Origin of the sequence: Aquabacter spiritensis (genome assembly GCF_004346185.1) — a bacterium.
In the GTDB taxonomy this organism is placed as follows: domain Bacteria; phylum Pseudomonadota; class Alphaproteobacteria; order Rhizobiales; family Xanthobacteraceae; genus Aquabacter; species Aquabacter spiritensis.
Genome location: NZ_SMAI01000016.1, coordinates 99,181 through 112,464, shown reverse-complemented (window position 1 = coordinate 112,464; position 13,284 = coordinate 99,181). Strand labels below are relative to the sequence as shown.

13 protein-coding genes are annotated in these 13,284 nt (G+C 66.3%); 4 read left to right on the top strand and 9 right to left on the bottom strand.

From position 1 onward, the window contains the following. Nucleotides 1–402: 402 nt before the first annotated feature. The 9 genes from EDC64_RS20455 to EDC64_RS20420 form a co-directional block, all read right to left on the bottom strand. A complete protein-coding gene (locus tag EDC64_RS20455) occupies nt 403–1,044 on the bottom strand; it encodes an NrsF family protein (protein WP_132034860.1) in 642 nt (213 codons plus the stop codon). Continuing rightward, the gene (locus tag EDC64_RS20450) at nt 1,041–1,598 is read right to left on the bottom strand and encodes a sigma-70 family RNA polymerase sigma factor (protein ID WP_132034858.1); all 558 of its coding nucleotides are present in this window, start codon (nt 1,596–1,598) and stop codon (nt 1,041–1,043) included. The genes EDC64_RS20455 and EDC64_RS20450 overlap by 4 nt, the downstream gene beginning before the upstream one ends. A 115-nt stretch (nt 1,599–1,713) precedes the next feature. Next, the gene (locus EDC64_RS20445) at nt 1,714–2,205 is read right to left on the bottom strand and encodes a DUF411 domain-containing protein (protein WP_132034856.1); all 492 of its coding nucleotides are present in this window, start codon (nt 2,203–2,205) and stop codon (nt 1,714–1,716) included. A 35-nt stretch (nt 2,206–2,240) separates the two neighbouring features. Further along, nucleotides 2,241–2,933 carry a c-type cytochrome gene (locus EDC64_RS20440; protein ID WP_132034854.1) on the bottom strand — a complete coding sequence of 231 codons (693 nt, stop codon included), beginning with the start codon at nt 2,931–2,933 and terminating at the stop codon, nt 2,241–2,243. Nucleotides 2,934–2,941: 8 nt separating this feature from the next. Then, nucleotides 2,942–3,070 (bottom strand): hypothetical protein, encoded by a 129-nt coding sequence (locus tag EDC64_RS24065; protein ID WP_274594961.1) that lies wholly within the window; start codon nt 3,068–3,070, stop codon nt 2,942–2,944. Between the two features lie 15 nt (nt 3,071–3,085). Beyond that, nucleotides 3,086–6,250, bottom strand: a complete 3,165-nt coding sequence (locus tag EDC64_RS20435; protein WP_132034852.1) for an efflux RND transporter permease subunit — start codon at nt 6,248–6,250, stop codon at nt 3,086–3,088. After that, complete coding sequence (locus EDC64_RS20430) at nt 6,247–7,650, bottom strand: efflux RND transporter periplasmic adaptor subunit (RefSeq protein ID WP_132034850.1); 1,404 nt, start codon at nt 7,648–7,650, stop codon at nt 6,247–6,249. Before EDC64_RS20430 ends, EDC64_RS20435 begins: the two co-directional genes overlap by 4 nt. Then, entirely contained in the window at nt 7,647–8,054 is a 408-nt protein-coding gene (locus EDC64_RS20425; RefSeq protein ID WP_132034848.1) for a FixH family protein, read from the bottom strand. The genes EDC64_RS20430 and EDC64_RS20425 overlap by 4 nt, the downstream gene beginning before the upstream one ends. A gap of 128 nt (nt 8,055–8,182) precedes the next feature. Continuing rightward, the gene (locus EDC64_RS20420; protein ID WP_132034846.1) at nt 8,183–8,551 is read right to left on the bottom strand and encodes a hypothetical protein; all 369 of its coding nucleotides are present in this window, start codon (nt 8,549–8,551) and stop codon (nt 8,183–8,185) included. Nucleotides 8,552–8,786: 235 nt separating this feature from the next. Between EDC64_RS20420 and EDC64_RS20415 the strand changes: the two genes are divergently transcribed. From EDC64_RS20415 to EDC64_RS20400, 4 genes are all read left to right on the top strand, one after another. Continuing rightward, nucleotides 8,787–9,170: a hypothetical protein gene (locus EDC64_RS20415; RefSeq protein WP_132034844.1), complete on the top strand. Its 384-nt coding sequence runs from the start codon at nt 8,787–8,789 to the stop codon at nt 9,168–9,170. An 89-nt stretch (nt 9,171–9,259) separates the two neighbouring features. Further along, a complete protein-coding gene (locus EDC64_RS20410) occupies nt 9,260–10,729 on the top strand; it encodes a multicopper oxidase family protein (RefSeq protein ID WP_132034842.1) in 1,470 nt (489 codons plus the stop codon). Between the two features lie 15 nt (nt 10,730–10,744). Further along, complete coding sequence (locus EDC64_RS20405) at nt 10,745–12,625, top strand: DUF3141 domain-containing protein (RefSeq protein WP_132034840.1); 1,881 nt, start codon at nt 10,745–10,747, stop codon at nt 12,623–12,625. Nucleotides 12,626–12,641: 16 nt separating this feature from the next. Next, the gene (locus EDC64_RS20400; protein WP_132034838.1) at nt 12,642–13,226 is read left to right on the top strand and encodes a Spy/CpxP family protein refolding chaperone; all 585 of its coding nucleotides are present in this window, start codon (nt 12,642–12,644) and stop codon (nt 13,224–13,226) included. The last annotated feature ends 58 nt before the right edge of the window (nt 13,227–13,284 follow it).

The window sequence follows — 13,284 nt, the reverse complement described above, 5'->3', positions numbered from 1 at the left end:
CCAAACGCTCGAAGGCACTGTGCTTATGGACGTCCATACGCGCAGTCTCTTACCGCGCCGGTCAGTTCGAAAGGCGGTTTAGACCGTAGGCGTACAGTGCTTGTTCGAAGTGGCGGCAGCATTTGCAATGCCGGGGACCGCCAGCAACGGCAGCAGCAACGTGGTTGCGAGAAGGCGTTTCATGATCATGGTCCTATTCCTTATCGGTCAAAGAGCGCTTTGCGTGCTCTGACCATGAGTTCGGAAGGACCGACAGATCGGACACAGTTTCACAGGAATGTGAGATGGCAGAACCAACGACGGAGAATGGCTTCGCGAGCCTGGACGTACCCTGATCGAGTCAGCAGAAACGCAGCCCGCGCCGCCGTGCGGTCTTGGCGCACCACCGTGCCCAGAAGCAGCTCACCAACGCAGGAGCCATGGCCCGAGCTTGGCACCGGCGAAGCTGCACAAGGCGATGGTCCCGCCGTACCAGAGGGCGATGAACGGCAGCGAGTCGTCTATGCAATGAAGCGCGTAGCCAGTCGCGCTCACGGCGCCGGCGATCAGGCCCACCAGGGCGCCTGTGCGCACAAGATCCGTCGGCGCCGTCCTACGCACCGCCCAGATGATCACAGCAAACGGTACGATGGCGATGGTGGGAATGGATAAGAGACATTCGAGCCATTGGTCTCCGGTGATCATCTTGTTCCAATGCGAACTCGGCGCCGATGAGAGACTGATGGCGGCGAGCAGCATGATCGCGATGAACGGCAACGCCATCAAGGCGATCGATGTCTTTCGTTCCCCGCCGGGACGGGAGAGCCTGATCAGGTAGACGGATGCCGGAACGAGGATTCCCATGGTGAAAGCGAGCTTCAAGAACAGGGATGTCAGGGCACCCGCTTCGTCCAAGTCCGCACGAATGCCAAAAGTGAACAGCATGGCGCCAAGCGCCACTATAGCTCCGACCACGACGGCTGAGCTGAGCGTCCGCACGAATTGCCGACGGTCTACCCGCTCGACATTCGCACCCAGCATGGAGATCAAATCATCCGTCTTCATGTTCTCTTCTCCCGCGCGATCACGGCGGCCAGGGCCCTCAACCCTCGTTGTATGTTGACCTTCACTGCCGATTCCGAAGTGCCGCACTGCGCCGCAGCCTCGGTCACACTCAAGCCGTCCAGCTTCACGCACTGGATTGCGCACCGCATGCGATCCGGGAGCTGCCTCAGAAGTCTGTGAAGATCATATGCGCTTTCCACTTCGACGTGATCGTCATGCGCCATGAGCTCCCCCACGTCGTCGATGGGCACTTCCTTGAGGGATGCGCGTGTTCGGCGCAAATGGTCGATGAGCTTATAGCGCGCGATTGCATAGACCCAGGGGGTGAATAGCTCGTCAGGATGATAAGTATGCCTCCGTGTGTGCACGGCCAGGAGCACCTCCTGTACCAAATCCTCCGCCTCGGATGCATCCCGAGCGATACGCGCCAACCTTGTTTTGTAATAGCCGCGCAAATACCCGCTGAGCCGATCGAGAAGCATTCGATGCGCGGCCGAGTCTCCGTCGAGACCAGCGGTCATCAGCCCCTTCAGCTCGGCCTCGCTCGCCGTCATGCGCGACGCTTGTCTCCGATCAGGCGTCACCTGACGGCCAGCTCCCATGGGAGTGGTCATTATAGGGCCTTCATTTGCCGCTGGGCGTGGCCCGCGGCGAGGGACCCTCGCCCAGTCATAATTCCTGAGCACCGCGATAGTACGCGAACGTGCGATTCCCTGCTTGCCCGAACAGAACCACCTCGTAGGTCTCCGGCGCCTTGCCGGGAGCCTCCATGCCGGGCGATCCAAGCGGCATCCCGGGAACAGCCAGACCTGTCGCCTTTGGGTGCTCGGCGAGGAGCTTCTTGATTGCGCCCGCCGGCACATGGCCCTCGATCACGTACCCGCCGATCTGTCCCGTGTGGCAAGCAGCCAGGGCGTTCGGCACGCCGAGCCGGACCTTGAGAGGAGCGAGATCCGCAAGATCCACCACCTCGACCGTAAAGCCGGAGCGCCTCAGATGCGTCACCCAACCGCCACAGCAACTGCAGGTCGGGTCACGGGTCACGACCATCCTGGGCAGCATCTCAGCCGCCCAAGTGACTCGCGACACGGTGAACATGGTGGCCACTTGCGCGGCACCAATTATCAGCTCCCGACGTGTGCAAAGTAGATTTGGTTTCATGATGTTCTCCAGGTTAGGCCGCCTCGACGAAGACCTCAGCAGCCTGGCTTGATCCACGCGCTGATCTCTTCCGGCACGGCGAAGATCACCGATGCACGATCGCCCATCATGCCGGCATCGAGGATGGCCGGCGCATTCCTTTCCGGTCCGTCGCCACCCGAATCCGTCTTGAAGCGGAGATTGCGTTCCCAGATTTCATGCGTCTGGCCATCGGCCGTGGTGACACGGTAGGTGTCGCGGCAATAGGTGATTGCCTGCACCCGCTGAGCAGGCTCAAGCCGGCGCAGATTGGGGACGGGGCCGCCTCCCATCATCCCACCCCTGGAAGCGGCGGGCGGCTCGGCTGCCGTGCGACCCGGAACCGTTGCATCCTTGAGGAAGGCGATGAGATCGGCGCGCACGCCGGCCTCCTTGATGCCCGGAAAGGTCATCCGATTTCCCGGAATCATATGTGCCGGATCGGCCAACCACGGATCGAGAGAGGCTTCATTCCAGACAACGTCGGCAGTCTTCAGCGCCGGCGAGTAGCGTTCGAAGCCTGCCAGGCTTCCAGCCTTGCGTCCCCATAGCCCGGCAAGGCTCGGCCCGGTCATGTTGCGGTCGGGCGCGAGCGAGTGGCACGCGGCACAGGCCCGGTAGGCTTGGCGGCCACGGGCGACATTACCTTCTGCCGCGAGAGCGGGTGAGACCAGGATGCAGACGATCGATACGGTGAATAGTGAACGCATGATCCGCCTCACCGGAACAAGAGGTATTTCACGAGGGCGGCAATCACCAGACCCAGGACGATGAGGCCGACGATGCCGAACAGGCCCATGCCCCACATCATCCCTCCATTCATCATGTCGGACATCATGTCGGACATCATGTTCTCCGCCCTTCATTCCGCAGCGCCGAGCGCGGGATCGCGCACCCGCGCAGCGGCCTCCACCTCCCTGGGCAACTGCCAGCCCTTCACGAGGGCGTAGATGGCCGGGATCACCACCAGGGTGAGCAGCGTGGAGGACACCATGCCGCCGATCATCGGCACGGCGATGCGCTGCATCACCTCCGAGCCGGTGCCGGTGCTCCACAGGATGGGCAATAGGCCCGCCATGATGGCGACAACCGTCATCATCTTCGGACGCACGCGCTCCACAGCGCCGAGCATGATGGCCTCATGGAGATCGGCACGGGTAAAGAGGCCTCCCTCTCGGGCCCGCTTCTCCCGAAGCTCTTCCAAGGCCTGGTCGAGATAGATTAACATGACGACGCCAGTCTCCGCGGCGACCCCGGCGAGGGCGATGAAGCCCACCGCCACCGCGACCGACATGTTGAAGCCGAGCCACCACATCAGCCAGACGCCGCCCACGAGGGAGAAGGGCAGCGAGAGCATGACGATCAGCGTCTCGGTCAGGCGCCGGAAATTGAGGTAGAGCAGCAGGAAGATGATGAGCAGCGTGACGGGGACGACGATCTGCATCCGCGCCTCGGCCCGTTGCAGATATTCGAACTGTCCGCTCCAGCCGAGGGATGTGCCTGGCGGCAGTGTCACCGACGCGGCCACCGCCTTCTGCGCGTCGGCCACGTAGCCACCGAGGTCGCGGCCCGCGATGTCCACGTAGATGTAGACGGCGAGTAGGCCGTTCTCTGTGCGGATCGAGGTGGCGCCGCGCGTGAGCTCCACCTTCGCCACCTCGCCGAGCGGAACGGATCCGCCGCCGGGAAGCGCAACCTGGACCTCGGTGGCGATGGCACGCGGGCTCGAGCGCAGGTCGCGCGGGTAGCGGATGTTGACCCCGTAGCGCTCGCGCCCCTCGACCGTCGTGGTGACGGTCTCTCCGCCCAGAGCGGTGGCGATCACGTCCTGCACGTCGCCGACAGCGAGGCCGTAGCGGCCGAGCGCCGAGCGGTCCGGGACGATGTCGAGGTAATAGCCGCCGATCACCCGCTCGGCATAGGCACTGGAGGTGCCCGGCACGGTCCTCAGCACGGCCTCGATCTGGCGTGCGATCTTCTCCATCTCGGCGAGGTCGGTGCCGAACACCTTCACCCCGACGGGCGTGCGGATGCCGGTGGAGAGCATATCGATGCGGGCGCGGATCGGCATGGTCCAGGCGTTCGAGACACCCGGGAACTGGAGTGCCTTGTCCATCTCCGCCTTCAGGCTGTCGAGGGTGACGCCGGGGCGCCACTGGTCCTTCGGCTTCAGGTTGATGATGGTCTCGAACATCTCGGTCGGCGCCGGGTCGGTGGCGGTCAGGGCGCGCCCCGCCTTGCCGTAGACGGTGTCCACCTCCGGGAACGTCTTGATGATGCGGTCCTGCATCTGGAGGAGTTCCCCCGCCTTGGTGACGGAGATTCCCGGCAGGGTGGTGGGCATGTAGAGCAGCGTGCCCTCGTCGAGACTCGGCATGAATTCGGAGCCGAGCTGGCGCGCGGGCCAGACGGTGACGGCCAGCGCCGCCAGCGCGAGCAGGATCGTCAGCGTCTTCGCCCGGAGCACGCCGCGGATGACGGGGCGATAGATCCAGATCAGGAAGCGGTTCACGGGATTGCGGTGCTCGGGGATGATCCGGCCACGGACGAAGATCACCATCAGGGCTGGCACCAGCGTAATCGACAGCAGGGCCGCCGCCGCCATGGCGAAGGTCTTGGTGAAGGCGAGCGGGCCGAACAGACGCCCCTCCTGCGATTCCAGGGTGAAGATGGGCAGGAAGGAGACGGTGATGACCAGCAGGCTGAAGAACAGCGCGGGCCCGACCTCGCTCGCCGCCTCCACCAGGATTTCGATGCGGGGCTTGCCCGGCGGGGCGCGCTCCAGGTGCTTGTGGGCGTTCTCTATCATGACGATGGCCGCGTCGATCATGGCGCCCACAGCGATGGCGATGCCGCCGAGGCTCATGATGTTCGACCCGATGCCCACCAGCTTCATGGCGGCAAAGGCCATGAGGATGCCGACCGGCAGCATGAGGATGGCGACGAGCGCGCTGCGCAGGTGCAGAAGGAAGACGATGCAGACCAGCGCGACGATGATGCTCTCCTCCACCAGCGTGCGCGTCAGGGTGTCGATCGCCGCGTTGATGAGGTTCGAGCGGTCGTAGACAGGTATGATCTCGGCACCATTCGGCAGGCTGCCGGCGATCTCGGCGAGACGGTGCTTCACGTTGTCGATCACGGTGAGGGCGTTGGCGCCGAAGCGCTGCAAGACGATGCCGCTCGCCACCTCGCCTTCGCCGTTGAGCTCGGCGATGCCGCGCCGCTCGTCGGGGCCGATCTCCACCCGCGCCACATCCCTGAGGCGCAGCGGAACGCCGCCCTCCGACTTCAGGACGATGTCCTCGATGTCCGCCGTCGTCTTGATGTAGCCGCGGCCGCGCACCATGAACTCGAACTCGGAAAGCTCCAGCGTGCGCCCGCCCACGTCCCGGTTGCTGGCGCGCACGGCATCGCGCACGACCGCCAGCGAGATGCCCTGCGCGCGCAGCCGCAGCGGGTCAACGACGATGTTGTACTGCTTGACGAAGCCGCCGACGCTCGCCACCTCCGCGACGCCCTCGGCCTTGGAGGCGGCGAACCGGATCACCCAGTCCTGGAGCGAGCGGAGCTCTGCCAGGGTCATATCCTTGGCAATCACTGCATACTGATAGACCCAGCCCACGCCCGTTGCGTCCGGGCCGAGGCTCGGGGTGATGCCGGAGGGTAGGCGCTGGGCTGCCGTGTTGAGATATTCGAGCACGCGGCTGCGCGCCCAATAGGGATCGGTGCCGTCCTCGAAGATGACGTAGACGAAGGACACGCCGAAGAAGGAGAAGCCGCGCACCACCTTCGATTTGGGCACGGTGAGCATGGCCGTGGTGAGGGGATAGGTGACCTGGTCCTCCACCACCTGGGGCGCCTGGCCGGGGTAGTCGGTGTAGACGATCACCTGGACGTCGGAGAGGTCGGGGATGGCGTCGAGCGGCAGGGTCCTAACCGCGTAGATGCCAGCCGCAACGGCGAAGACGGTGCCGACGAGGATCAGGACCAGATTGCGGGCGGACCAGGCGATGAGTCGGGCGATCATGGCGTCTCCTCCACCTTTGCCATGCCGCGGAGCGCGGCCTTCAGGTTGCTTTCGGCATCGATCAGGAAATTCGCGGAGACGACCACCCGGTCACCTGACGCGATCCCGGTGCGGATCTCGGTGTAGCCGTCGCCCTGAAGCCCGGTCGTCACGTCGCGCGGCTCGAAACGGCCATCGCCTTTGTCCAAGATCACCACCTGGCGCGTGCCGGTGTCGATCACCGCGCTGTCGGGGACAGCCACCACTAGGCTGCCGCTGCCCGCCGCGATCTCGACGTCGGCATACATGTCCGGGCGCAGCACGCCGTCCGGATTGGGGATCTCGATCCGAACCTTGGTGGTCCGCGTTTCCTTCGCCACCTGGGGATAGATGAGGGCCACGCGCCCCTCGAACGTCCGGCCCGGCAGGCTGCGGATGCGGACGGTTGCGGATTGGCCGGGTGCGATGCTGGCGAGGTCGTATTCGGGCACGTCGGCCAGCACCCAGACCGTGGAGAGGTCGGCGATGCGGAACAGGACCTCTCCCGCCGACATCCTCATTCCTTCGGTAGCGTTGCGCTCCAGCACCACCCCATCGCGCGGCGCGGGCCAGCGGAACGCCGGCGGCACCTTTCGCGTCCGCTCGATCTCCGCGATCACCTCCTCCGGGACGCCGAGGTTCGCAAGGCGGCGGTGGGAACCTTCATAGCCAGGGGTGATCAGGAGCTGGACGGCGGCGGTGGCGATATCGGCGGAGCGCAGCTCCAGCAGGGGCTGGCCCTTGCGGACCTTGTCGCCCGTGGTGACCTTCTCCACGATGCCGACGAAGGAATCCGCTGGAACCGCCACGACCGAGACGCTGCGCTCGTCCGGCTGCACGGTTCCGGGCACGCGCACCCGGCGCAGGATCGCGCGCTCGGATGCCGTCTCCGACCGCACGCCCGTCCGCTGCAACTTGCCCAGCGCGATCTTTACGATCGATCCGTCTTCGTCCTCGCCCTCATGGACCGGGATGTAGTCCATCCCCATGGAATCCTTCTTGGGCACGAGCGAGGTATCCGGCAGGCCCATGGGATTGCGGTAGTAGAGGATCTTCTTCGGCGTGGCGTCGGCCGCCGATAGCGCCGGGACGGGTGGACGGTCCTCGAAGCTCACGTCCTCGCTCGCCCGGACGGGCAGGAAGTCCCGCCCGTCGTCGGTCTTGCGGGGATCGAGCGAATAGGCCGGGCGGCCGTCGGGGTCCCGGTAATAGATGATGGGACCCGAAGCGACTGTGAGCGTTTGCCCCGCTGCATTCATCGAAGCGGGCGGGGGGATGGAGGAACCGGGGAGCACGACGCCGTGCTGCCCGACCCAATAGCCTCCGGCCCCCGCCGCCACGATGGCGACGAGGGTGAGGCCCGCAAGGGCGGTCCGTGTCACGGCACGGCCTTCAGGACCAGCTTGTCCTCGACCGTCCCGGTCTCGCCCTGGACTTTTGCGCCGAGCGACAGCCGCCAGCCGCCTTCCATGGAAAGCTTGGTCTTGAAGCGGTAGACGCCCGGCTCGGTGGAGGACACCTGCTCGATGGGCGAGGCCATCATCTCCATGCCGTCGGGCGCCATGTCGATGCGCTTGGCGAAGATGACGGCATCAGGCACCGCCTTGCCCGACTTCTTGTCGATGAGCCGGACGGCGACGATCGCGCCATCGCCGACCTTCACCTCGGTCTGGACGAGCTGGAACTGGTAGTCCTGGGGGTCCGCCCACGCCGAGGACGTGGTGACGGATACGGCAAGGGCCGCGAGCCCCGAAAAGAGGGGCCGCTTCATGCGGAAGGAAGTCATTTTCCGGTTTCCTGAATCATCGTGAGGACGCGCAGGAGCGGCAGCTGGGTGCCGCATAGCTGCGCATTCGTGCCGCGCGGCTTAAGCCACGCGCGCTCTCCGGCTCCCGGCGGGAGCCGACGATGGTGTCAGGTTCGCGGAGGCCTTGGCGGGGGTTCGGCGGCCAGGCCCGATGGAAGAGCCTCATCCCGCAGTCCGATGATGTCCGTCAGGCGAAGCGCCAACCTATCCGTGGCCGATGCCGACGGCCCCGGCTGGAAGCACTTGGCGAGGCAGGACATCATCAGTGGGCAGAGCTTCTGGCAGTCGGGCAGCACCGGCTTCTCGTCCGGGCAGCACGGCATGTCGCCCGCCATGGCCTCGTCGGTCATCGACATCGACATCGCCGCAGGCGACGGCTCCATCGGACCGACCGCCGCGGATGCGGCGAACGGCCCGGCAGTGAGCCCCACGATCACCAGGATCGCAAGCAGACGACGGAGAAGGGACCCGGACATGGCCGGAAGGTCTCACAGGCGGCAGGCAAATGGAAGTGAGGCGCTCCATCACATCCTTGCGTGGACCAAATCCGATCTCCGCGGAGGACGTGGTCCCTGGAATTCCGCGTCACCGCGTCCGGCCGGGAAAGAGCGGTAATCTGCACTCCCGAACGAGCCCGTTGATCCCGATCAAGGTGGTGCGTTTCGAGCTGCACCAGAATGATGTAGTATTCACTTTGGGTGAGCTAGGCACATGATCCGCTTCAGGCAAGCGATCGGGCACGTAAGGTTGCTGTCGGCCGTGCTGGTCGCGGCGGCGATGCTGCTCGCCCCGCTGGCCCAGGCGATGCCGGTACAATGCCACGATCACGCCGAGGATGCCCAGCACGCCACGATCGCGGACGGCCACGGCGCTGCGGTCGCCGATCACCATGACGAGCACGACGGTACGGCGCAGATGACCGACCATGGTGCATGCTGCGAGTTGGCCTCCAGCATCTGGGGCATTGCCATCGGAAGCACGGATACGGCGATCCAGCACTTGAAGTCTCTTGGCCATCATCCCCTGCCGTCTGACCGCGTTTTCCCCGGCCTCGCCGTCCCGCCCGGTCTCCACCCCCCTCGTTTCCCGATCTGAAGCTGCCTCTTCCATAGCTGTCGGGACTGCCCTCGGGCGTCCCTTGGATTGATGTCGGCCGCACGCCGACAGGAAACGAGCATATCAGAATGAAACGTCGTGATTTTCTCGGCCGTCTCGCGGTCGGGGCTGCCGCGCTTGGCGCGAGCCGGGCGTTCCCGGCCCTCGGCGCCGGCCAGACCCAAACCATACCCGTTCCGGGCGCCGATACCCTTGCGCTCCGTGCCGTCACCCGCACCATCGAGGTCAACGGAAAGGCCGCCCGCGTCTTCGGCCTCACGGCCGGAGCGAACAGCGGCCTCACGGTCGATGCGGAACGGACCCTGGACCTGTCGCTCTCCAACGAGATTGGCAGCCCGACCCTCATCCACTGGCATGGCCTCACCCCTCCCTGGGATCAGGACGGGGTGCCGGACAATCCGGCCTCTCTCCTGGCCGCAGGCGCCGCGCGCCGCTACGCCCTGCTCACCGGGCGCGGCGGCACGCAGTGGATGCATGCTCACACGCTCCAGGAACAGAACCTCCTGGCGGCGCCGCTGATCGTCCGCACAGAGGCCGACCGAAGCCGGGACGAGCAGGAGGTCGTGATCCTTCTCCACGACTTCTCCTTCACGCCAGCCGAGGAGATCCTGACGCGCCTGCAGCGGAGCACGTCCTCCGCCCATGGCGCGATGTCCATGCCCGGCATGGGCGGAGGCATAACCCATGCGGGGATGGGCTCCGGCATGGCCGGAATGATGCCTGGCGGAGGCCTGGCGGCCGCCGCCATGGACCTCAACGACATCGAGTACGACGCCTATCTCGCCAATGACCGAACCCTGGACGACCCCGAGGTGGTCCGTATCGAACGCGGCGGGCGGGTGCGGCTGCGCATCATCAATGGCGCCACCGCCACCGCCTTCACCATCCAGACCGGGGCGCTGACGGGCGACCTCGTCGCGGTGGACGGGCAGGAGGTGCAGCCGGTGACAGGCAATGCCTTCCCGATCGCCATGGGCCAGCGGCTCGACATCCGCCTCCAGGTTCCGGCGGGAAGCGCCCACCCGATCCTGGCCTTGCGGGAAGGCGCCCTCGAACGCACGGGCCTCATCCTCGCCGCTCCGGGCGCCGTGATCGCCAAGGTCCCCATCAAGGGCGGGACCAACGGACCCGTCCTCGATCTCGCCCTCGAGGGACGTCTGCGACCGCTTGCGCCGCTTCCGAGCCCGGCGGCCGACCGGCGCGTTGCCCTCACCCTCGCCGGGACGATGGAAGGGTATCGCTGGAGCATCGACGGGGCCGACGGGCTCCGCGTCCGTCGGGGCGAGCGCATCGAGGTCACGCTCGCCAACGCCACCATGATGGCCCATCCGATGCACCTGCACGGGCATCACTTCCAGGTGGTCGGCATCGGCGGCAAGGCGGTTGGCGGCGCGGTGCGGGACACCGTCCTGGTGCCGCCGATGACATCCGTGACGATCGCCTTCGACGCGGACAATGAGGGCCATTGGCCCCTTCACTGCCATCACCTCTACCACATGGCGGCGGGCATGATGGCTTTCGTCGACTACGCGTCGTGACGGCGGGAGGACACCATGACCATCCAAACCTCCCCCCGTTCGGACGTCGTTCCCTACCCGATGCCGCCGACTGCGGCCGGTGATGCCGGACGGCCGGACAACCCGGCGGTTTCCGATCCCGGTACCGTCTTCCGCGACCTCTTCGCCTATGCCGCCGATGCGGGTGAGAGATCGGTCCTGTTCTGGGACACGCTGCGGCAGCGGGCGGACAACATGCTGGCGCACGAGCGGGCAGGCAAGCCGCCGCTTCTCGACTTCGACCACGAGGTCCTGGCAGATGCACGGCGGTTCGAGCGGCCCGTCAACTACCTGCTCCTTCGGGTGACCCACGCCGGGGACGATTGCCTGGACGACTGCCTCGACCCGTCCAAGCCCCCTGTGGTGATCCTCGATCCCCGTGCCGGGCACGGCCCCGGCATCGGCGGCTTCAAGCGGGAGTCGGAAGTCGGCGTCGCCTTGCACCAGGGCCATCCGGTCTATTTCGTCGCCTTCACGCCGGAGCCCATGCCCGGGCAGACGCTTGCCGACGTGCTCCATGCGCTGCGGCGGTTCGTGGAAGAGGTGGCGAAGCGCCATCCCGGCAGCGCACCGATCCTCTACGGCAACTGCCAGGCCGGATGGGCGGTGACGCTCCTCGCCGCCGACTGCGCCGGGCTGACCGGCCCCACGATCCTCAACGGCACCCCTCTGTCCTATTGGGCAGGCGAGCCCGGCGTGAACCCGATGCGGATCGCGGCCGGGTTCGAGGGTGGCACCTGGCTTACGCATCTGCTCGCCGATCTCGGCGACGGCCGGTTCGACGGCGCCTGGCTGGTTCAGAACTTCGAGGGCCTCAAGCCGGAGTCCGTCTGGGAGAAGCACGCGAACCTCTACGTCGCGGTGGACACGGAGCGCCAGCGGTTCCTGGATTTCGAGCGATGGTGGAACGGGTTCTTCTTCCTCTCGCGGGAGGAGATCCTCGCCATCGTCGAGAACCTGTTCGTGGGCGACCGGCTGGAGCAGGGACGGCTTCGGATCTGCGATGGGTGCCACGCCGACCTCCGGCGCATCCGCAACCCCGTCGTGATCTTCGCCTCCTACGGCGACAACATCACGCCGCCACATCAGGCCCTTGGCTGGATACCCGCCGTCTACGCCGATACGCCGGACTTGAAGGCGGCGGGCCAGCGCATCGTCTACCTCGTCAACTCTCACGTCGGGCACCTTGGCATCTTCGTCTCCGCCAAGGTCGCCCGTCTCGAGCACCGGGCGATCCTCCAAAGCCTTCCCCGGATCGAGGCCCTGCCTCCCGGTCTCTACGAGATGCGGATCGACAATCCGACGGGCGATCCGGACTGCTCGGCCGATGCCTTCGAGGTGCGCTTCGAGGAGCGGCAGGTCTCCGACATCCGCTTCGCGCGGGCGGACGATGCCTTCCAGCGCGTGCGCCAGCTTTCCGAAGTCAACGAGAAATTCTACCGCACGTTCGCCAGCCCATGGGTCCGTGCGTTCACGACGCCATGGTCCGCCGCGGCCCTCGAATGGCTGCACCCGATGCGCGCCAGCCGGTATCTCCTGTCCGAGGGCTTTCTGCCCTGGATGCGCGGCATCCATCTTCTGGCGGACGGGATCGCCGCTCACCGTCATCCGGCGGCACCGGACAATCCCTTCAGGGTCCGCGAGGCTGGCTTCATCGCCGATGCCGCCGAAGCCATCGCATCCGCTCGAAGGCTGCGCGATTCCGCCTTCGAGCGGATCTTCGACACCACCTACGGACGATCGGCCCTGTTCCCGAGTTTGAACACGGTCCACCCGTCTCCGGCACCCCCTGAAGCGGGAACCGTAGCGAGCGCCTCCCCCGCGCCGGAAATGACGGAAGCCTTCAGCGAAGAACGAGCGGCTTCGGCCGCGCAATGACAGGAGCAAGCACACCATGACCACGTTCCGCAATCTGATGACGGCCGGTGCCCTGGGCGCGGCCCTGATCGCGTCGATGTCCGTCCACGCCGAAGATGCGCACCATCCGGCAGCCGCGCCATTGCCCGCGCCCCAATCCGCCGCCCCGATGCCGCTGCCTTCGGCTGCGCCCCCCGCCCAGGATCCGCAGCAAGGCGGAATGGGAAGCGGGATGATGGGCATGATGGGTGGCACGGGCATGATGGGCCAGATGATGGCACCGGCCCGCATCGAGGGGCGGATCGCCTTCCTCCGGGCCGAGCTCGGCATCACCGCCGCGCAGCAGCCGCTGTGGTATGCGTTCGCCGAGGCGCTCCGTTCCAATGCCCGGGGCATGACAGGAATGATGTCCGCCATGCAGGAGCAGATGATGTCCGGGCAAGGCGCCACGGCCGCGACCCTCCCGAAACGGATCGAGGCGCACGAACGCATGCTCGCCGCGCGCCTCGAAGCCCTGCGCAAGGTGAGGACGGCGCTCGACCCGCTCTACTCCTCCCTCGACGACGCCCAGAAGCGCACCGCCGACCAGCTCCTCATGCCCATGCCGATGGGCCTGATGTGAACCCGGCGGCGCCCGCGGAGCGGCTTCCCGCCGCGGGCGCCGGCCCGACCCATCTTGG